The sequence below is a fragment of the Actinocorallia sp. B10E7 genome, from assembly GCF_039871655.1.
GTDB lineage: Bacteria > Actinomycetota > Actinomycetes > Streptosporangiales > Streptosporangiaceae > Actinocorallia.
Map to the genome: position 1 here is coordinate 683,494 of NZ_JBDPLZ010000001.1, position 20,034 is coordinate 703,527.

The following is a 20,034-nucleotide window of genomic DNA, read 5'->3' on the forward strand; positions in this document are numbered from 1 at the left end:
TGACGCTAGGAAAGCCGTCCTTTCCCGTGAATCGCGTTAGATACCAGCCAGGGGTGTATCTAGGTGCAATGTACGGATCGATGACCGTCGCCCACACTGGTGGCATGCTGCGGAAGTTCGGTCACGTACTGGTGCTGTCGGCACTCCTCGTCGCCGAGCTCCTCACCCTCGCGTCCACGTTCCTGTGCCTGATCCTCACCTTCGGCCTGGGCATGGTGTTCCTGTTCCCGCCGCAGGTGCGGATGATCAGGCGGGTGACGGGAAGGACGAGGCGCCTGGTGGCCGACTCCGCCGGGGTGCGCATCGACCCGCCGTACCTGCCGGAGCCGCCGCCCCCGCAACCGCAGGCCGACGGCCTGTACCGATCGCACCGCACCCTCTACAAGACGCCTCGGATACCGGCCTGGAACGACCGCTGGAGGTGGATGGTCACCGACCCGGCGACCTGGCGCGACGCGCTCTGGCTGCTGCTGGACCCGCCGGTCAAGGTGATGCTCCTGCCGCTGCTGGTGCTGCTCCCCGGACGGGGGTTGCGCGTGTACGCGCTCTGGTGCGAGCTGCTGCTCGCCGCCACCACGTCCAGCCGCATGGCCGGACGGCTGGAACGCCTCAACAGGGCGCGCAACTTCGCGGTGGACACGCAGGCCGCCGAGATGCGCAGGATCGAACGCGACCTGCACGACGGCACCCAGGCCAGGCTGGTGGCGCTCGGTATGACGATCGGGGCCGCCGAACGGCTCATGGACTCCGACCCTCGGGCCGCCAAGGCGCTGATGGCCAAGGCCAAGGAGGCGTCGGCGGAGACGCTGACCGAGCTGCGCAGGGTGATCCGCGGCGTGTATCCGCCGGTGCTGGCCGAACGCGGACTCGGTGACGCCGTGCGGGCGCTGGCCCTGGACATCCCGCTGCGGGTGTCGGTCGAGGTGGACCTGCCGCACCGTCCGGAGGCGCCGGTGGAGGCCGCCGCCTACTTCGCGGTCAGCGAGCTGCTGGCCAACGCCGCCCGGCACGGCGGAGCCGAGTCGGTCCAGGTGGACATCAGCGGCAACGGACCGAACCTGCGCGTCACGGTCACCGATGACGGGTGGGGTGGAGCCGACCCGGCGAAGGGCAGCGGTCTGGCCGGGATCGAACGCAGGCTGGCGGCCTTCGACGGGGTGCTGGCGATCGACAGCCCGCCGGGCGGGCCGACCACGGCGTGCATCGAGCTGCCCCGGGTGCTGCCCCAGCACTGGGCCGGGGACATCTCCGAGCTGCCGCGCTGGAAGGCCGCCGTGCTGGTCTTCCTGTGGACGACGTCGTGGTGCCCGCTCTTCCCGCAGGGGATCGTGGCCGGCGTCTTCAAGGCGACCGGCCCGGAGAACAAGAGCTGGTTCCTCGCGCTGTACCTGCCGGAGCCGTGGCAGTGGCCGTTCATCGCGTTCATGATTCTGCTCGGCACCGCCATGTACGTGGCGGCCGCCGTCCTCCCCTCCGTCTACAACCGCGAGAACCGCCTGCGCCGGACCGAGCCGCGGAGCGTATCGTGCCTCCGATGAACCGGGTACTCGTCGCCGAGGATCTCTACCTGCTCCGGGACGGGCTGGTGCACCTGCTGCAGGCCCACGGCTTCGAGGTGGTGGCGGCCGTGGAGAGCGGCCCGGAACTGCTCAAGGGCCTGCTGGAGCTGCGCCCGGACGTCTCGATCGTGGACGTGCGGCTGCCGCCGACGTTCACCGACGAAGGGCTCCAAGCGTCGCTGGAGGCACGCAGGCGAGTACCCGGATTGCCGATCCTGGTCCTGTCGCAGCACGTCGAGCAGCTCTACGCGCGCGAGCTGCTCGCCGACGGCTCGGGAGGCGTCGGCTACCTCCTGAAGGACCGGGTGTTCAACGCCGAGCAGTTCGTCGACGCCGTCCGCCGGGTCGCCGCCGGCGGCACCGCGATGGACCCCGAGGTCATCTCCAAACTCCTGGCGGGCAACGCCAGGGACGAGCCGCTGGCCGCGCTCACGCCGCGCGAGCGCGAAGTCCTGGAGCAGATGGCCGAGGGCCGTTCCAACGCCGCCATCTCCCAGCGGCTCTACCTGAGCGAGAGCTCCGTGGCCAAGCACACCGCCGGCATCTTCACCAAACTCGGCCTCGTCCCCTCAGACGACGACAACCGCCGCGTACTGGCCGTCCTCGCCTACCTCCACAACCACCAGTCCCGATGAGCGAAGCCCCTCGGAGGGGCACCCGGTCCGGTCACACGGTCAACCGCGCGAGTCACACGATCAACCACCACGGCGCGGGGGCGGCGAGGCTGAGTCCATGACGACTCGATCCTCCTCACCCCCTTCCGACGCCCCTCCGCTCAAGACCCCGTCGACGCCCGCGAACCGGGCCTGGCCTCCGCTCACCGCGCTCGCGGCCGGGATCGGGGCCCTCGTGGCCAGCGAGTTCCTGCCGGCGAGCGTGCTGCCCGCCATGGCCGCCGACATCGGGGTCAGTGAGGGCGTCGCCGGTCTGGCGGTCGCGGCGACCGCGATCGCCGGCGCGGTCACCGCGCCCAGCATCGCGGTGCTGCTGCCGCGGGCCGACCGGCGCACGGTGCTGGTCGCGCTGCTGGGCGCGGCGGTCGTCTCGAACCTGGCGGTGGCGGTCGCCCCCGGCTTCGCCGTCCTGCTCCTCGGCCGACTCGTGCTCGGCATCGCGATCGCGGGGTACTGGTCGTTCGCGTTCGGCGCGGGAACCCGTGCCGTGCCGGGGCGGGACCACATGGTCTCGACGTCCATCGCGCTCGGCGTCACCGTCGCGACCATCGCGGGCGTCCCCCTCGCGTCCCTGTTCGGCGACGAGGTCGGCTGGCGCGCCGTGTTCGTCGGCGCGGCCGTCCTCAGCGCCCTGAGCGCGCTGGCCGTCGCCAGGACGCTGCCGTCCGTGCCCGCGCACCCGTCCGCCGGTTTCACCATGCTGCGGCAGGCGGTCGCCAACCGGCGGCTGATGGCCGGTGTGCTGTGCGTGGTCCTCGTCGCGTTCGGCAACTTCGCCGCCTACCCCTACATCAGGGTCGCCATCGAGGAGGTCGATCCCGCGAGCACGACCTGGCTGCTGCTGGCCTGGGGCGCGGGCGGCATGGTCGGCAACCTGGCGGCGGGCCGGTTCGCCGGCCGGCTGCGGGTGGTGGCCGCGGCGGCGCCGCTTCTGCTCGGCGGCGGCCTTCTCCTCACCGCGACCGCGACGACGCTGCCGCTGCTGACGGTGGCGGTCGTGCTGTGGGGCCTGGCCTTCAACATGGTCCCGGTCGCCACCCAGCTGTGGGTGACCCGCGTCGAGCCGGAGCGTGCCGAGTCCGCCTTGTCGTTGCAGGTGACCGCGTTCCAGATGGCGATCACGTTCGGCTCCGCGTCAGGAGGCGCACTCCTCGACGCGTACGGCGTCACGTCGGCGCTTCTGCTCGGCACGGCGTCGGCCGTCGCGGCCGGTGTGGGCTTCGCGCTGCTCCGGGTCCCGCGTGGTTGAGGCACCGCGCCACGCCTGCGGCGCGACCCCGTGGTGCGAGGAGAACGCCCGGCTGAAAGCCGCGGCGGACCCGTAGCCGACGGCGAACGCCACGTGCTCCACCGGCCGGGAGTGGTCGCCGAGCAGCCGCCGCGCCTCCTGCATCCGCACCTCCCGGAGCACCTCGACGGGGCTGCGGCCGAGCGCGCGGCGGAACCGCTCACCGAGCGCCGAACGCGACAGATGCGCCAGACGCGCCATCCGCTCGACCGTCCAAGGCTCTCCCGGCCGGGCGGTGACGGCGGCCACAATGGCGGCGACGACCGGATCCGGCGAGGCGTCGCCGCCGTCACGCCTCTCCTCCTCGAGCCAGGAGGCGGTCATCGCCGCCCCGATGAGGCTGCCGTAGCTCTTGACGAAGAGCTCTGTCCGTCGCCTGTCTTCGAGCGGACACTTCCCGACGAGCGCAGCGACGCCGACGTGACGGGTCCCGAAGTCACGGACGACCAGCGGACTCGGCAGCCGATGCACCGGGACGACCAGACGCAGGTCCGCGACGACCAGGTCGGAGTGCTCGGACGCGATGAGCCGGTGGGCGGTGCGGGCGTCGACGAGAACCGCGTCCCCGCCGACGAGCAGCTCCGTTCCACCCGCCGTCTCGAGCGTGACCGCGCCGTCCCGCACCAGCGACCACCTCGGGCCGGGAAGATCGGCGAGCGTCATACCCGACGGCAGCCGAACACAGCGCAGACTCGACATCTCCCATGTCGATCCCGGCACGGCCTCAGCCGCCTCGGATCGTGTCACCTCCACGACGTCTGTCACACGCAATGCAGCATGAGCGAAGCCGCCGGATATTCCCGACGCCCCATCCCCGCAAGCCATTGCGTCCAGGCCTGATTCGGCCGCCATGCTCGGACCGAGCTGAGGCCCGCGGACCGGCTGCGGCTCCGCGCCCTGGTCGGAACCCAGGGCACGAACAGCATCTCGCTGATACTGGACCTGGGCATCCCAAGCCAGCCCCGGATCGTCCTCATAGGAGGCAGAAGGACGCCGGGGACTACAGGCTGATCGTTCGGGTGTGCCGAGAAAGGCTTGCCGGCCTGCGGGTCAGTCCAGGAGGACGAGGAGGAAGAGGAGAGCCTGGAAGAGGACCAGCAGAGCGCCCAGAACACTGAGGCCTGTGGGGATGCGGAAGAAGAGCACATAGGCGCCGAACGAGATGGGGAGCTTGGCCAAGGTGGGCTTTCGGGGCATCAGCCGGCCTTCCGGGCGGGGGTGTCGGGGAGCAGGGCGAGACCCGCGCGGCGGGCGTCGGCGACGCTGGCGCGCAGGGCGTGCTCGATGATCCTGGCCTGTTCGGTGAGGTCCGCGATCTCGACGGCGGCGAGTTCGTCGCGGACGGTCCTGGCCAGGAGTTCCTGGTAGGCGTCGCTGTGGGTCGCCACACGCCGCAGGATCTCCCACTGTTCGAGGGCGCGGTCGGCGGCCCGGACCTGGGCGGCGTACCGCTCCAGCGCCTCGATGCGGGTGAGGGCGGACCGGGTGGCCAGGTCCAGGACCTGGAGCTGGGGGGCGAGCAGCCGCCTGATCTCGGCGTCCGACAGGTCGGCGTCGCGATGGTGGGCGGCCAGGACGCTCACTTCCCGCAGGGTGTGGGCGGCCTCCCACAGCTGCCGGGGCAGGGTGACGGTGTTGCGGATGTCGTCGAGCAGCCCCTCCCGGTTGACCCGGGAACGTGACACCGTGCGGACCGCCGCGCGGGCGCGTTCCAGTAGTGCCTCGCTGGGCCCGTCGAGGTCCTGCACGCGCACGTAACGCCCGTAGTGCCTGCGGGCGAGGCGTCCCACCGGTCCTTCGCCGCAACGGTGGAGCAGCACGAGGAACACGACCGGCTGGACCACCATCATCAGCAGGAACAGCGTCCAGTCCGCGAACCACGTGAACCCGCCGACGATCGCGGCCTGCATCGCCCACCCGGAGGCCACGGTCCGCCGCGGATACATCTCGCCGACCACCCCGATGAACGGGACGACCAGCGCCGGAAGGAACGTCAGCAGCGGCGCGGTCCACAGGCAGAACAGCACGTCCACGGGCTTGCGCCCCCCGAACAACCGCCTGCGCGGCAACCCGCCCGCCGGATACAGCGCTCCCGGCACGAAGTACATCTTCCGCTTCACCGACGCGGGCAGCTCCGGATCCAGAACCGGGTCGTCGTCGTCCTCTCCCAGATGGGACATGTAGTCGTTCAGCGAGCTCAGGTTCCTCAAGAAAGCCACACCTCCCGGACTGCCTGACAGCACCGAGCGGTTCCCTCGCCCCCTGTCCGCAACCGGCCTCGCACACCCGGTGAGAAAGCGCGGCTCCCTCACGCCGGACGGGAGCCGCCCTCCGTGAAGACGGCGAACAGGCGGTCGTGGTCCAGGCCGGTGGTGATGAAGGTGCGGGTGCCCCGGGCGGGACGGGCCGCCCAGCCGCCGGGCTCACGGGTGATCCGGGCCTCGGCCCAGTCGGCGACGGACGGGTCGATCGCGGCGCAGGCCGCCGTCGGGTCGTGCAGGAGCTTGCCGCCGGGGCGGCGACGCAGATAGAGCTCCATGCCCTGGTGGATCAGGGCGAGGCCGGCGGTGCGGTCACGGCACGGCGCGAGCCGTTCGTGGAACACGCGGTCGTAGCGGACGCCGTGGGTGACGTTCTTGGAGACGAGTTCGCGCCGGACGATCGGGGCGGAGTCGTCGAGGGCCATCAGGGCCGCCACCGGCTCGCCGTTGAAGTTGAAGGTGGGGCAGGCCGTCAATCCGTCGAACTTCGCCAGCCGCCGCTCCGCCGGGACCAGCGGGTCACCCGCGAAACCGCCCTGGGCCACCCAGCGCGCCAGCCGCACCGGGCGTCCGCGCTCCAGCAGCAGACGCAGGTTCCGCAGCGGGCCCCCGGTCAGCAGCACGGCCTCCGGATGCTCCGCGAGCACCTGGAGCAGGACGTCGGCGGGGTCGCCGTCCGGCTCGGCCGGAGACCACCCGCCGAGCCAGCGGCGGTGGAAACCCGACACGTACTCCTTGCCGGTCTCCGGGTCCCGCGCGCCCACCGGGACGTCCTCCCGGCCCAGCAGCCTCAGCACATGCCGGACGAGACCCACCTGACCGGCAGAGCCGGGCGTCACCGTCACCGCCCGCAGCCGCACCCGAGGATGCCGTGCGACCAGGCACAACGTCAGGACGTCGTCGGGATCCTGGGTCTCCAGGTCGAAGCACAGATCGAGCACTGCCCGCCCCCTCGTCGTCGGCGGCGGGGGACGAACAGCGTCATCCTAAGAACACCCCTTCCGCCGCACAACGCGTTAAAAAGGGGCCGGACGGTCGTCTTCCTGCCCTGATGCCACCGACGACGTCAGGCCCCGTCCGGCGAAACCGGACGGGGCCCTCTCTTCACCCGCCGCACGCTCGGCGGCGATGGCGTCGTCCGTCGACCGCTGACGCCGGGCGGCCGGGTGGCCGTCAGGGGGCCATGTCGAGCCAGCCCTTGAAGCCCGACGGGTCGTGCCGGCCCATCACGGCGTGCTCGAACATGCCGTAGCCGACGCTTCCCTCGCAGGTGGCGCGGGCGATGTGGTCGACGGTGGAGTACGGGAGCCGGCCAACGATCCCGGGGTCGGTGAGGTCGTACTCGGAGGCCGAGGACCAGTCGCGGCCCTTCCACTGCCCGTGCTGCCAGTCCGGGTCCCCGCCGTACCCGGCGCCGACCGTGAGCGACACGCAGCCGAGCGTCTCGATCTCCACCACGAGCGGCGAGCCGTCGGGCTTGGTCAGGTGCAGCCGGGCCGACTCCGGGTAGCGGGTTCCGCTCCGGTAGTCGATCTCGGTGCGCGGCCATCCCAGCTGTTCGACGCGGCCGTCGGCGAAGGTGCGGGTCGCGTGGTTGAGCGTGCGGTGGCCGTCCGGGCTCTCCTGCATGATGACGAGCAGCGCGTAGTCGTCGAACCTCAGCGGGGCGTAGGTCCACCAGTGCCCGTCGGTCGGTTCGTCGCCGAGCCGGCCGGCGGGGTCGGCGTCGCCGACCGGGCGGATCCCCCAGGAGCGGTCCCGGCTGCCCATCCAGGTGCCGGGGTCCACGGCCAGTTCGCCGCCGTCGAACGCCAGCGTCCCGGACCAGCTGCCGACCTGCGCGAACCGGGTGGCGTCGAGGATCGAGCGCGGCCCCGCGTCGAGGACGTGGCGCTCCTCCAGCGCCGCCGGGAACGACCCCTCCCAGGTGAGGTCGAAGGAGAGGCTCTCGTGCTCGCAGACCACCCGCAGCTTCTGCAGGGGTTCGATCACCTCGACCCGGAAGCCGCCGACCTCGGTGCGCAGCTCGCCCGCCTGGTGGGCGTCGGAGAAGCGCACCGCCCACTGCCGGTCGCCGGACCGCAGGGTCGCGAACGCGTCGATCACCCCGAGGTTGGGGTAGATGCCCGTGCCCATGACCAGGAACCGCTCGCCGGTGCGGTCGTGGGCGTTGAAGTAGTACCGGTCGTAGAAGTTCTTGTCGGTGCTGGCGACGCGCGCCATGGACAGCGGTGCCTGGTGGACCGGCAGTTCGTCGAGGGGTGAGGGCTTCATCGGGGCTCTCCGTCGTAGTGGTGGGTCATAGCGGGCTCACTTCCAGTCGTAGGTGCCGTCGATGAGCTGCCGCAGCATCTGGTGGTGCAGGACGTACTCGTTCGGGTCCTCCGGACGTTCCGCCTCGCCGAAGTGCATTCGGCGGCGGTGGATCCGGGCCATCACGGTGCCGTGCCGCAGCGCGGCGTAGGTGAGGTAGAAGTCCAGGTCCCGGACCTCGACGCCCGAGGTCCGCTCGTAGCGGGCCACCACGTCGTCACGCCGGAACATCTCCGGAAGCCCGGGCATCTCGAACACATCGGCGATGTCCTGGAACATGCTGTGGAAGAAGACGAACCAGCCCAGGTCCATCTCGCGGGGGGCCAGCCACGCCGACTCCCAGTCGAGCACGCCGACCGGCCGCGTGCCGTCGTACATGATGTTGCCGACGCGGGAGTCGCCCCAGCACAGCACGTCGGCCGAGGGTTGCGAGGGCCAGTGCTCCTCCAGCCAGGAGAACGCCTCCTCGAGCAGCGGGATGCGGACGCCGTCCTCCTGATGGCTCCACTCGTAGTAGCGGCGCTCGTTCTCGAAGTGGGCGCGCAACCCGGCGTTCGCGGCGAAGCCCTGGAACTTCGAGGCCGGGTCCGCGATCGCGTGGATGCCGGCCAGGACGTCCACGCTGGCGTCCTGGAGCTCCCGCCGCCGAGCCGGGTCGAGCTCGGCGAGCCACCCGCCGAAGACGTACGGCGGGTTGTCGACCGGCACCGAACCCGACAGGCGGTCCATGACCAGGAACGGCTGGCCGAGGACGTCTGCGGACGGCTCCACCCAGCGCACCCGCGGCACGGGGACCTCGGAGTGCTCGTGCACGCCGGTCATCACCTCGTACTGGCGCTCCAGGTCGTAGCCGGGGAACACCGGGACGGCCGAGGCCTCCGGGGCCAGCCGCGCCACGAGCTCGGCCCGCCGCGGCGCACCGCCCTCGGTCCATGAGGCGTCGAAGAGCACCGACACGCTGGACATGCCCGAGTGCTCGGGGCGGCGCAGGTTCTCCAGCCGCACGTCGGCGCCGGTGCGCTCGGCGAGCCAGGAGCCCAGGGTGACCCGCAGCGCGTCCAGGTCGGTCTCGCTGGTCTTGATCTCCTGCTGTATCTCCTGCTCGGGCGGCACGGGCGCGGCGCCGCCGGCGGAGGGGACGCCCTCCTTGACGCTGAGCACGTTGACCTGAAGGAAGTCCTCCACGCCGGCCGACCCTCCCTCACGTCCGAAGCCGCTGCCCTTGACGCCGCCGAACGGCAGCTCCACTTCCAGGGCGTTGTGCTGGTTGACCCACACCGAGCCCGCCTCGACGCGTCCGGCGACCTGGACGGCCCGCGCGGTGTCCGCGCCCCACACCGAGGCGCCGAGCCCGAACTCCTGCCCGTTGACGGTCTCGATGACCTGCTCCAGGTCGCGGTAGGCCACGACCGGGAAGACGGGGCCGAACTGCTCCTCGGCGACGATGCCCATCGCGTCGGTGCAGTCGCGCAGCAGCGTCGGCTCCAGGAAGTGCCCGGGCAGGTCCGTGCCCCGCTCTCCTCCCTTGACCAGGGTCGCCCCGTCCGCGAGCGCCTTGTTCAGCAGGTTCCGCACCACGTCCAGCTGCGCGCGGTTGTGGAGGGGGCCCATGGTGACGCCGGGCTGCGTCGGGTCGCCGACCCGCATGCCGCCCATGGCCTCGGCGAAGGCGTCGCAGAAGGCGTCGACGAGGTGCTCGGGCACGTAGGCGCGTTTGGGCGCGACGCACATCTGGCCCGCGTTGAAATAGGCCGAGGCGGCGAGCCTGGCGGCCGCGTTCGCGATGTCGGCGTCGTCGAGCACGATCGCCGGGTCGTTGCCGCCCAGCTCCAGCGTGACCGGGGTGATGGACGCGGCGGCCGTGCGCATGATCTCGCGGCCCACCGCGGTGGAGCCGGTGAACGACACCTTGCGGACCAGCTTGTGCTCGATGAGCCCCCGGCCGACGGCGGCGTCGCCGTTGACGACGCTGATCACGCCCTCGGGCAGCACCTTGTTCAGCAGCTCGATGAAGCGGGTCACCGTCAGCGACACCGACTCCGCGGGCTTGGCGACCACGGTGTTGCCGGCGGCCAGCGCGGGCGCGGCCTTGGCGGCCAGCAGGAACACGGGGAAGTTCCAGGGGACGATCGCGCCGACGACGCCGTACGGCTTGCGCACGATCTGCGCGGTCCGGCCCGGCGCGGGCACCGCCTCCTCGGTCTCGGGCCAGTCGACGCGGGCCATGTGCGCGAAGCAGCGGCCGGTGATCCACACCTCGCCGGACGCCTCGGACATGCTCTTGCCCTGCTCGCGGACGAGCAGTTCGGCCAGCTCCTGCTGGTTGTCCATGATCACGAACGAGCAGGCGGCGAGCATGCGGCGGCGCCGGTCGCGGTCGGTGCGCCAGTCTCGCGACGCGCGGTCGGCGGCCCGAACCAGGCGGTCGAGCTCCTCCAGGGTGGTGACCGGCGTGCTGCCGAGTTCCTCGAGGGTGGACGGGTTGACGGAGATCAGGGACTCGCTCACGCCGCGCCTCCTTCGGCCATCGCGGCCATCGCCGGGGCGATGTAGTTGCGGAAGACCATGGCGTTCAGGCCGCCGTCGACGGCCAGGTCCACGCCGTTGATCCAGGTGGCCTGGGGGGAGGCCAGGAAGAGGATGGCGTCGGCGACCTCTTCGGCGGCGGCGTGCCGGCCGGCCCAGGTCACGGTGCCGTTGATGTTCTCCTCGCCCATCGTGGCGACGAAGTCACCCAGCAGCGGCGTGCCGACGGTGCCGGGCGAGACGCTGTTGGAGCGCAGGTTGATGTGCTTGCCGTTGACGGCGAGGTCGCCGGCGTTGACGATCGCGATCTCCTTGGAGAGGTTGTAGCAGGTCGTCTCCAGGCCCGGGTACTCCTTGACCAGGTCGAGCGCCTCCTCCCAGTCCTCGGTCCTGAGGAACCGCTGGATGAGCCCGTAGTTCTGCGCCCACATGAATCCGGCCATCGACGCGGTGGTGACCACGACCGGGTCGGGCCTGAACTGCGGCATCAGCAGCCGGGTCAGGTCGCGGGGGGCCAGCGCGTTGACTCCCAGTACGGTCCGCCACGGCTGCGTGGCCGCCACGCCGGCGTTGTTGATCAGGATGTCGATCGGCTGGTCGAGACGTTCGGCGATGTCCTCGACGCCGGTACGGGTGCTGAGGTCTCCGACGATGTGGAGGTCGGCTCCCGCGGTGGGGACGCGGTCGACACCGATGACCTTGGCGCCGCCTGCTCGGAACTTCTCGACCGCCACGGCGCCGATGCCGGATGCCGAACCCGTGACCACCACCGTGCGGTCACGGAACGCCATGCGGTCCTGGAACTGGGACATGACTTCTCCTCTGGGGGCAGTCCGTCGGGGCAAAAGTTGGACTGCGGTCCAATCTGTACTCCAGGTCACACTCACGGCAGCACTGTGGTCCCGCTCACTAAGACAGGCTTCCTCCAGGTCGGAGAGGGTCACGCGATACCATTCCGCTTCACTGGCGACCCGTGCCGGGCGGAGGGGAAAGTCGAGTTGACCGGACGGCGCGAGCAGAACCGGCGGGAGACCCGGGCCAGGGTTCTCGACGCGGCCAAGAAGCTCTTCCTCGAACGCGGGGTCGAGGGCACCACGGCGGTCGATCTCGCCTCGGCCGCCCGCATCTCGCGCGCGACGTTCTTCAACTACTTCGGCACCAAGGACGATCTCCTCCTCGCCCTCTGGCAGGAGCAGGTCGGAAACCTCGGCTCCCTGATCACCCAGCTCCTCGCACGGCCGGCGCCGACCGAGGAGCGCATCCTTCTGCTCTTCACCGACCTGGTCGAGGCCGTCGACCGGCGGCCGGGATACCTCGCGATGGTGGCCTTCGAACTGGAGCGGGCCGAGAACCGGGAGACCACGGCCGTCCGCAGCGCGCTCTTCCACGAGCAGCTGCGCAGGATCATCGACGCCGGCCTCGAACAAGGCGACGTGCGGACCGACTACGGCCCGGCGCTGCTCACCGAGATGGTCGGCGCCGTATACCTTTCAGTGCTCCGCCACCTGCGGCTGGAGAGCGATTACGACCTGCGCGCCCATGCGCCCGAGGCGGGACGGTTCATCGCCGGCACCATGGCCACGCGGCGCCTCAGCCCAAAGCCAGGTCCCGGCGTCTGAAGCCGGCCAGGCCGAGGGCCGTCAGGACGGCGGCCACGATCAGCAGCCCGATCAGCGGCACCGGGGTGAAGTCGGCGGAGCCGATCCGGGGGACGTGGCTGAACGGGGAGAGGTCGCGGACCGTCTGGCTCAGGTCGAGCGCGGCTCCGAACACCATGATGATCCCCGCTGCGGCCACCGCCGCCCAGGACAGGGCAGTGAGCCGGGGAAGCAGGCCGAACAGGGCCACGCAGATCGCGGCGATCAGCCAGACGGCGGGCAGCTGGACCATCGCGGCGCCGAACACCTCCGGCAGGTCGTCGCGCAGCCGCCCGGAGTTCAGCCCGTGCACCAGGCCGGCGGCCAGACCGCCGGCCGCCAGTACCGCCGCCGAGCCCGCCGCGGCCACCGCCAGGTGGCCGGACGCCCAGCGCAGCCGGCCCGTCGGGGTGGCCAGCAGCGGCTCGACGAGGAGGGCGGCCTCCTCCGAACGCAACCGCGAGGCGGCCGCGACCGCATAAGCGGCGGCGATGACGCCCAGGATCCCCATCACCGAGGCGAAGTAGGCGTCCACGAGTCCGCCCTCACCGCCCAGGCGGGTGAAGATCTGCCGCAGGTCGGGGTTGTCCGCGATCATGTCCTGCACGCCGCCGGCGAAGCCGCCGTAGACGGCGCCCAGCGCGGCGAATCCGGCGAGCCAGCCGTACAGCGTGCGGCCGTGCAGCCGCCAGGCCAGCGAGAACGGCCCGGCCAGACGGGGCGCCGCGTCGGCGGGTCCGAGCCGCTCGGGCAGCATTCCCGCGCCGAGGTCACGACGTGCGGCCAGGCGTCCGGCCGACCAGGCCAGCGCCACCGTGACGGCGCCGGCGACGGCGAGCGGCCACCAGCGTTCCGTGGCGTAGGGCCGCAGCCGCTGGGCCCAGCCCAGAGGGGAGGCCCAGGCCAGCCACGACGGGCCGCCGGCGTCGGCGGCCATCCGGATCAGGAAGGCGGAGCCGAGGACCGCGAGGCTCAGCCCCCGCGCCGCCGCCGCGCTGACGGTGAGCTGAGCGACCAGGCCCGCGACCGCGGCGAAGACCCATCCGCCGACGACCAGTTGGAGACCGAACGCGACCGACCCCGCGGCGGGCATCCCCTGGCCGATCATTCCCGCGGCCACCAGGGCTCCGCTGGCCAGGCAGGCGGACATCGCCACGGCCAGGGCGGCCGCCAAGGGCGCGGCCCGCCCCGTCCCGGTCGCGCCGAGCAGCTCGCGCCGTCCCGCCTCCTCCTCCGCACGGGTGTGCCGGATCACGGTGAGGGCGCTGATCAACGCGATGACCACGGACAACATCCCGGCGCGCTGCACCACGATGCCTCCCACGCCCGGGTCGTACAACGGCCCGTAAAGGGCAAGGAAAGTGGGGTTGGTCCCGGTGGTGCGGGCGTACTGCAGTTGCTCGGCGGCGGTGGGATAGAGCTGCTCGGTGGCCGAGACGAAGCTCGACGGGACCAGCCCTAGCAACAGCACCCACAGCGGCAGCCGCACGCGGTCACGGCGCAGTGCCAGCCTGATCAGGCCGCGCGTTCCGGTGAGCGCTCTCATCACGCGGCCTCCGACTGGTAGTGGCGCAGGAACAGCTCGTCCAGCGTGGGCGGCCTGCTGGTCAGGGTGCGCACCCCGGCCGCGGTGAAGCGGGCCAGCACCTCGCCCAGGCGGGCGGTGTCGACCTCGCAGCGCACGCGGTTCCCGTCCACCCGCAGGCCGTGGACGCCGGGCAGCGCGGCCAGCCCTTCCGGCACGGTGTCCAGAACCACGTCGACGGAGGTGCGGGTGAGGTGGCGCAGCTCGTCCAGGGTGCCGGTCTCCACCGTGCGGCCCTTGCGGACGATGGTCACCCGGTCGCACAGCGCCTCGACCTCGCTGAGGATGTGGCTGGACAGCAGTACGGTGCGCCCGGCGCGCTGCGCCTGGCGGACGCAGTCCTGGAACACCTCCTCCATCAGGGGGTCCAGGCCGGAGGTCGGCTCGTCCAGGATGAGCAGTTCGGCGTCGGAGGCCAGCGCGGTGACCAACCCGACCTTCTGCCGGTTGCCCTTGGAGTAGGTGCGGCTCTTCTTGCGCGGGTCGAGCTCGAAACGTTCGAGCAGTTCGGCCTTGCGGCGGTGGTCGATGCCGCCGCGCATCCGGCCGATCAGGTCGATGACCTCGCCGCCGGTCAGATCGGGCCACAAGGTGACGTCGCCGGGCACATAGGCCAGGCGTCCGTGCAGCACGGTCGCGTCCCGCCAGGGGTCGCCGCCGAGCAGCTCGACGGCGCCGCCGTCGGCGCGCAGCAGGCCGAGCAGGATCCGGATCGTGGTGGATTTTCCTGCCCCGTTCGGGCCGAGGAAGCCGTGCACCTCGCCGGCCCGGACGGTCAGGTCCAGACCGTCCAGGGCACGGGTCGGGCCGAACGACTTGGTCAGGCCGGACACCGAGATGGGGGGCGTTGCCGGTGTGTTCATATCCAGCGCCTCTTGAGGGTCGGAGGGGATTGGGCGCACGGCCGCCGACCCCTCCGCCGCCTAGTGCATGGACCGGCCGGACGGGGTGAGGGACCGCGCGTGGAGAACAGGGGAAATCGGCGGGAGAGTCCACACGGTCCGGGGCGGATCGGAGTCGGCCTTGCAGGCGCCGGCGGCCGAGGTCGAGAGGGAATCAGTCCGCATCGCCGCTCCGCCCGGTGGCCGGTAGCTGCTGCAGCGCCGCGCGGGCCTGGGCGACGAGCTCCGGGCTCATCAGCCTGTCGTCGTTGACGTCCAGCATCGCCAGCGCCAGCCGCCTGTATCCCTCCCTGCTGAAGGTGTCGACGCCGAGCGTTCTCGACAGATGCTCGTGTAGAACCATCAGCCCGAAGCTCATCCCCGTCAGCACCGCCGCGTAGGCGTGCGGGTCCGAGGTGTTCGGCGCGTTCACCCCCGGGGCACCGCTTCCGAGTAGTTCCTCGCTGAAGGCCACCGCGTCGTCGAACAACCGGGTGGCCGCCGGTGACCCGTCCACCAGAGCCCGGGCCATGTACCGCTGGATCGGCAACCCGACCTCGACCGCCGCCGACAGGAACTCCGGATCGCCCATCTCTTCGCCGAGCCCCTGCCGCTTGATCCCGCGGATGGTCTCCAGCGCGTAGGCGTCACATGCCTCACGCAGCTCTTCTTTCGTGCCGAAGTGGTGCTGCACGAGCCCCGGCGACACTCCGGCGGCCTTGGCGATCCCCCGGATCGTCGCCCCTTTGACACCGTGCTCGGCGAACTCCAGCAGCGCCGCGTCCCTGATCCGCGCTCGCGCGGTCAGATCCTCGGCCGCGGGCTTCCGACGACCACTCAATTCAGCCCCCAATACGATTGTTCAACCGACAATACATCTGTATACCATACGTTTGTCCAGCCCTCGGAGCGGCGGGAATCGGCCCGACTTCGACGACTCCACCGCGCTCTGGCCGCGGACTCCGGCTCGGTGAACCGCGAAGGGCAGTTCGGCTGCTTCCTTGCACGCCGCGGGGTCGCCGGCTGCGGCCCCGCGGCGTCACTGCTCAAGGGGCGGTGAGTGCGTCGCGCCCGGTCGGGGACTCCGGTCCTGGCACGGGGCGCGGGGACGGCAGGGTCACCGCCGCCAGGACCGCTCCGGCGAGGGCGATCAGACCCGCGCCGAGGAAGGCCGCGGAGAAGCCGCCGGTGAGGGCGATCAGGTTCCCCGGCTGGTCGGCGCCGCGGGAGGCGGCCAGGGCGGTCATCGCGGCCAGACCGAGAGCCGAGCCGACCTGGTAGCCGGTGTTGACGATCCCGGAGGCCAGGCCGCCCTCCTCGGGACGGGCGGAGGAGATCGCGGTGCCCAGCGAGGGGATGAAGGCCAGCGACATGCCCAGCGCCGCCACCAGTGAGGCCGGCAGGACGTCCACCCGGAAGGTGCCGTCGGGGCGGACCAGCGACAACCAGACCATGCCCGCCGCCAGGACGGCCAGACCCGCGACGGTGACCGCTTTGGGGCCGAAGCGGCCGATGGCGCGGGGGGCGAGGACGACCATCCCGATCATGATCAGCACGGTCATCGGCAGCAGTGCCGCGCCGGAGGGGAAAGCGCTGTAGCCCAGCACCTGCTGCAGGTAGAGGTTCAGGAAGAACCACATCGGGATCCACGCCGCGCCCAGCAGCAGCTGGGCCAGGTTGGCCGCACCCAGCCCGGGCGCGCGGAAGATCGACAGCGGCATCAGCGGTTCCCTGCGGGTCGCCTGGATCGCCGCGAACACCGCCAGCAGCACCAGGCCTGCCACCAGCACACCCCAGACCTCCGCCGACGCCCAGCCGACCTCGGGTGCCCGCACCACCGCGTACACCACAGAGCCCAGACCCAGGGTGACGGTCAGTGCACCGGCCACGTCGATCGAACCGCGCGCCCCGGAGTTCCCGGCGGGCATCAGCGCGGGTGCGGCCGCCAGGGCGAGGACGGCGATGGGGATGTTGACGTAGAACACCCACGGCCAGGAGACGTACTCGGTGATGACCCCGCCCAGGAACACGCCCGCGGTGCCTCCGGCCGGAGCGGCGGCACCGTACAGGGCCAGAGCCCTGGTCAGTTCACGCGGGTCCGCGCCGAACAGCATCATCAGCAGCGTCAGCGCCGAGGGCGCGATGAGGGCGGCTCCGGCCCCCTGCACGGCACGTCCGGCGAGCTCGACCGCCACACCATCAGCGGCCCCGGCCACCGCCGAGCCGACGAGCAGCACGAGCCAGCCGATCCCGAACAGACGACGCGCGCCGAACAGGTCCGACAGCCTGCCGCCGAGCAGCAGCAGACCGCCGAAGGCGACGACATAGGCATTGAACACCCAGGACAGGTTCTCCTGCGAGAAGCCCAGGTCCTCCTGGATGCGGGGCAGCGCCACTCCGATGATCGATGTATCCATGATCACCATGAACTGGGCCAGGGCGATGAGCGCCAGCGCCCACCAACGGCGGGCGGTCGGCGGAGACGAAGAGACAGACATGATCACTCCTTACCCCCGGGGGGTATCTATGAGACAAGCAGATACGGTAGGGGGGTATATCCCAAAGCACAAGTCTCCAGATCCGAAGGCGGCCGCCCGGCCTCTGGGCGACCCGGATTCACAGATCCGGCTCCAGAGTCATCACGGCGGTCTTGCCGGTGGCGGTCAGCTCCTCGCGCCAAGCGCCGAGGTCGAGGTATCCGCGCCGGTCGTGGCGCGTTCGCTCATGCCCGGTTCCTCGTCGCCGCGGCTCGGGCGGCCGGTCGCTCGGGGGTTTCGGCCCGGTCGAAGGTCTCGACGTGAGGCGAGGTCGGAGGCGGCGCGGTCATGGTCGGCGCCGGGGCGGGGTGCCAGCGGCGCAGCCGGTTGGCGTTGGTGACGACCGACAGCGAGGACAGGGCCATGGCCGCGGCGGCGATCATCGGCGAGAGCCGGATGCCGAGGAACGGGTAGAGGACACCGGCGGCGATGGGCACGCCGACGGCGTTGTAGGCCAGGGCGAAGAAGAGGTTCTGCCGGATGTTGCGCATGGTGGCGCGGGAGAGGGCGATGGCGGTGACGACCCCGGTGAGGGAGCCGGAGATCAGGGTGATGTCGGCGGCCTCGATGGCGACGTCGGTGCCGGTGCCGATGGCCAGCCCGATGTCGGCCGCGGCCAGGGCGGGGGCGTCGTTGATGCCGTCGCCGACCATGCCGACCCGGCGGCCCTCGGCCTGGAGCCGGCGGATCTCGTCGGCCTTGTGCTCGGGCAGGACCTCGGCGAGAACGCGCTCGATGCCGACCTGGGCGGCGATCGCCGCGGCCGTCCGGGCATTGTCCCCGGTGATCATGACGACGTCGAGGCCGAGGCTTCGCAGCCGGGCGATCGCCTGGGCTGAGTCGTCCTTGATGGTGTCGGCGACCGCGACCACTCCGGCGGGACGTCCGTCGACGGCCGCGAACACCGAGGTCTTGCCCTGGGCGGAGAAGGCGGCGGCGACCTGCTCCAGCGCCGCGGCGCTGATACCGGCGTCGGCCAGGAGCCGGGCGGTGCCGACCAGGACCGTGCGGCCTGCCACGACGGCGCGCACGCCCTTGCCGGTGACCGAGGTGAACTCGCTCACCGGCGGCAGGCGGAGATCGCGGTCCCGGGCCCCGGTGACGATGGCGGCGGCGAGCGGGTGTTCGCTGTCGGACTCGGTGGCGGCGACCAGGGCCAGCAGGTCGGCCTCGTCCATGCCGTCGGCGGTGTGGACGTCGGTGAGGGCGGGCTTGCCCGCGGTGATGGTGCCGGTCTTGTCGAGCACGATCGTGTCGAGCCTGTGCGCGGTCTCCAGGGCCTCGGCGGAGCGGATGAGGATGCCCGAGGTGGCGCCCTTGCCCGTCCCGACCATGATCGACAAGGGTGTGGCCAGGCCGAGCGCGCACGGGCAGGCGATGATCAGCACCGCGACGGCCGACACCAGCGCCAAGGTGAACGCCGGGACGGGACCGAAGACGAACCACAGCGCGAAGGCGGCGATCGCGATCGCGACGACGGCGGGCACGAAGTAGGCCGAGGCGGTGTCGGCCAGCCGCTGGATGGGCGCTCTGGACGCCTGGGCCTGCTGCACCATCCGGATGATCTGGGCGAGCATCGTGTCGGAGCCGACCTTGGCGGCCCGCACCCGCAGGGAGCCCGTGCCGTTGATCGTCGCCCCGATGACGGTGTCCTCCGCGCACTTGGCGACCGGAATCGGCTCCCCGGTGACCATCGACTCGTCCACGGCCGAGGAGCCGGACAGGACCGTCGCGTCGACCGGGATCCTCTCCCCGGGGCGGATCACCAGTTCGTCGCCGACCACCACGTCCTCGACGGGGAGCTCGGTCTCGGCCCCGTCGCGCACGACCCGGGCGGTACGGGCCTGCAGGCCCAGCAGCGCGCGGATGGCCTCGCCGGTTCCGGCCTTGGCGCGGGCCTCCAGCAGCCGCCCCAGCATGATCAGGGTGAGGATCACCCCGACCGCCTCGAAGTACACCTCGCGGACGTCCTCGGGCAGCAGGCCGGGCGCGAGGGTGACGATCAGGCTGTAGACGTAGGCGGCCGTGGTGCCCAGGGTGATGAGGCTGTTCATGTCCGCGGAGCGATGGGCCAGGGTGAGCCAGCCGGTGCGGTGGATCGGCAGGCCCGTGTAGAACATCACCGGTGTGATCAGCGCCAGCTGCACCCAGGGCTCCAGCAGGAAGCCGGGCACCCAGTGGGCCATGAACAGGTCATGCGCCATCACCGCGACCAGCACCGGAAAGGTCAGCACCGCTCCGACGACGAACCGGCGGGTCAGGTCCCTGATCTCCGCCCGCCGCTCGGCCGCCTGCGCCGCCTCGGTCTCGGCCGCCGTCACGCTCTCATCGGAGTCTCCCGAGGTGGCTTCCGCCTGTTCGGGTTCCCGCTGAGCCGTGGGCGGCGGCCCCTCGGCCGGTTCGACGCGCAGCGTCCCGTGGATCATGTTCATCCCGCACGCGAAGGGGAACGTGCCGGCCTCGTCCGCGGGCAGCCGCACGGTGGTGCGCTGGAAGGCGGGCAGCGCGGCGTTCACCCGCAGATCGGGAAAGACCACGTGGGAGGTGCAGTCCCCGCTCTCCTGCCGGTCGAAGACCAGCTCGACCGGCACTCCCTGGCGGACCCGGATCACGTCCGGACGGTACCCGCCCCGCACCGTCACCTCGATCCGCTGCACCCCGCCTTCCAGCTCGGCGCCGTGCGCCCGGCGCGGACCGAAGAAGAACCATCCCGACCAGGCGATCAACCCGATCGAACCGAGCAGTACCAGGAAGTCAGCCCAACCCATCACCG

Annotated in this window: 16 protein-coding genes; 4 read left to right on the forward strand and 12 right to left on the reverse strand. The window is 71.5% G+C overall.

From position 1 onward, the window contains the following. Positions 1-104 precede the first annotated feature (104 nt). The 3 genes from ABGB12_RS03305 to ABGB12_RS03315 all read left to right on the forward strand — a co-directional run bounded on the left by ABGB12_RS03305 (position 105) and on the right by ABGB12_RS03315 (position 3,482). Positions 105-1,538 carry a histidine kinase gene (locus tag ABGB12_RS03305; protein ID WP_347674458.1) on the forward strand — a complete coding sequence of 478 codons (1,434 nt, stop codon included), beginning with the start codon at positions 105-107 and terminating at the stop codon, positions 1,536-1,538. Then, positions 1,535-2,194 (forward strand): response regulator transcription factor, encoded by a 660-nt coding sequence (locus ABGB12_RS03310; protein ID WP_347674459.1) that lies wholly within the window; start codon positions 1,535-1,537, stop codon positions 2,192-2,194. The genes ABGB12_RS03305 and ABGB12_RS03310 overlap by 4 nt, the downstream gene beginning before the upstream one ends. Before the next feature lie 97 nt (positions 2,195-2,291). Continuing rightward, positions 2,292-3,482 (forward strand): MFS transporter, encoded by a 1,191-nt coding sequence (locus tag ABGB12_RS03315; RefSeq protein ID WP_347674461.1) that lies wholly within the window; start codon positions 2,292-2,294, stop codon positions 3,480-3,482. On the opposite strand, the gene ABGB12_RS03320 is transcribed toward ABGB12_RS03315, so the two are convergent. From ABGB12_RS03320 to ABGB12_RS03350, 7 genes are all read right to left on the reverse strand, one after another. Then, entirely contained in the window at positions 3,369-4,184 is an 816-nt protein-coding gene (locus tag ABGB12_RS03320) for a helix-turn-helix transcriptional regulator (protein ID WP_347674463.1), read from the reverse strand. The two genes, ABGB12_RS03315 and ABGB12_RS03320, sit on opposite strands and share 114 nt — an antisense overlap. A gap of 387 nt (positions 4,185-4,571) precedes the next feature. Continuing rightward, entirely contained in the window at positions 4,572-4,718 is a 147-nt protein-coding gene (locus tag ABGB12_RS03325; RefSeq protein WP_347674465.1) for a hypothetical protein, read from the reverse strand. Further along, positions 4,718-5,731: a hypothetical protein gene (locus ABGB12_RS03330; RefSeq protein WP_347674466.1), complete on the reverse strand. Its 1,014-nt coding sequence runs from the start codon at positions 5,729-5,731 to the stop codon at positions 4,718-4,720. Before ABGB12_RS03330 ends, ABGB12_RS03325 begins: the two co-directional genes overlap by 1 nt. A gap of 98 nt (positions 5,732-5,829) precedes the next feature. Continuing rightward, positions 5,830-6,723 (reverse strand): nucleoside hydrolase, encoded by an 894-nt coding sequence (locus ABGB12_RS03335; RefSeq protein WP_347674468.1) that lies wholly within the window; start codon positions 6,721-6,723, stop codon positions 5,830-5,832. A 232-nt stretch (positions 6,724-6,955) separates the two neighbouring features. Then, the gene (locus ABGB12_RS03340; RefSeq protein WP_347674469.1) at positions 6,956-8,056 is read right to left on the reverse strand and encodes a hypothetical protein; all 1,101 of its coding nucleotides are present in this window, start codon (positions 8,054-8,056) and stop codon (positions 6,956-6,958) included. A 36-nt stretch (positions 8,057-8,092) separates the two neighbouring features. Then, positions 8,093-10,603: an aldehyde dehydrogenase family protein gene (locus tag ABGB12_RS03345; protein ID WP_347674471.1), complete on the reverse strand. Its 2,511-nt coding sequence runs from the start codon at positions 10,601-10,603 to the stop codon at positions 8,093-8,095. Next, complete coding sequence (locus ABGB12_RS03350) at positions 10,600-11,433, reverse strand: SDR family oxidoreductase (protein WP_347674473.1); 834 nt, start codon at positions 11,431-11,433, stop codon at positions 10,600-10,602. The genes ABGB12_RS03345 and ABGB12_RS03350 overlap by 4 nt, the downstream gene beginning before the upstream one ends. 186 nt (positions 11,434-11,619) lie before the next feature. Between ABGB12_RS03350 and ABGB12_RS03355 the strand changes: the two genes are divergently transcribed. Then, entirely contained in the window at positions 11,620-12,240 is a 621-nt protein-coding gene (locus ABGB12_RS03355; RefSeq protein WP_347674474.1) for a TetR/AcrR family transcriptional regulator, read from the forward strand. Here ABGB12_RS03355 and ABGB12_RS03360 read toward each other — a convergent pair. The 5 genes from ABGB12_RS03360 to ABGB12_RS03380 all read right to left on the reverse strand — a co-directional run bounded on the left by ABGB12_RS03360 (position 12,212) and on the right by ABGB12_RS03380 (position 20,029). After that, positions 12,212-13,804 carry an ABC transporter permease gene (locus tag ABGB12_RS03360; RefSeq protein ID WP_347674476.1) on the reverse strand — a complete coding sequence of 531 codons (1,593 nt, stop codon included), beginning with the start codon at positions 13,802-13,804 and terminating at the stop codon, positions 12,212-12,214. The genes ABGB12_RS03355 and ABGB12_RS03360 overlap by 29 nt on opposite strands. Continuing rightward, positions 13,804-14,706: an ABC transporter ATP-binding protein gene (locus ABGB12_RS03365; protein ID WP_347674478.1), complete on the reverse strand. Its 903-nt coding sequence runs from the start codon at positions 14,704-14,706 to the stop codon at positions 13,804-13,806. The genes ABGB12_RS03360 and ABGB12_RS03365 overlap by 1 nt, the downstream gene beginning before the upstream one ends. Before the next feature lie 193 nt (positions 14,707-14,899). After that, entirely contained in the window at positions 14,900-15,565 is a 666-nt protein-coding gene (locus tag ABGB12_RS03370; RefSeq protein ID WP_347674480.1) for a TetR family transcriptional regulator, read from the reverse strand. Positions 15,566-15,770: 205 nt separating this feature from the next. Further along, positions 15,771-17,222 carry an MFS transporter gene (locus tag ABGB12_RS03375; protein ID WP_347674481.1) on the reverse strand — a complete coding sequence of 484 codons (1,452 nt, stop codon included), beginning with the start codon at positions 17,220-17,222 and terminating at the stop codon, positions 15,771-15,773. Positions 17,223-17,446: 224 nt separating this feature from the next. Continuing rightward, positions 17,447-20,029 (reverse strand): heavy metal translocating P-type ATPase, encoded by a 2,583-nt coding sequence (locus tag ABGB12_RS03380; RefSeq protein WP_347674482.1) that lies wholly within the window; start codon positions 20,027-20,029, stop codon positions 17,447-17,449. Positions 20,030-20,034: the final 5 nt, after the last annotated feature.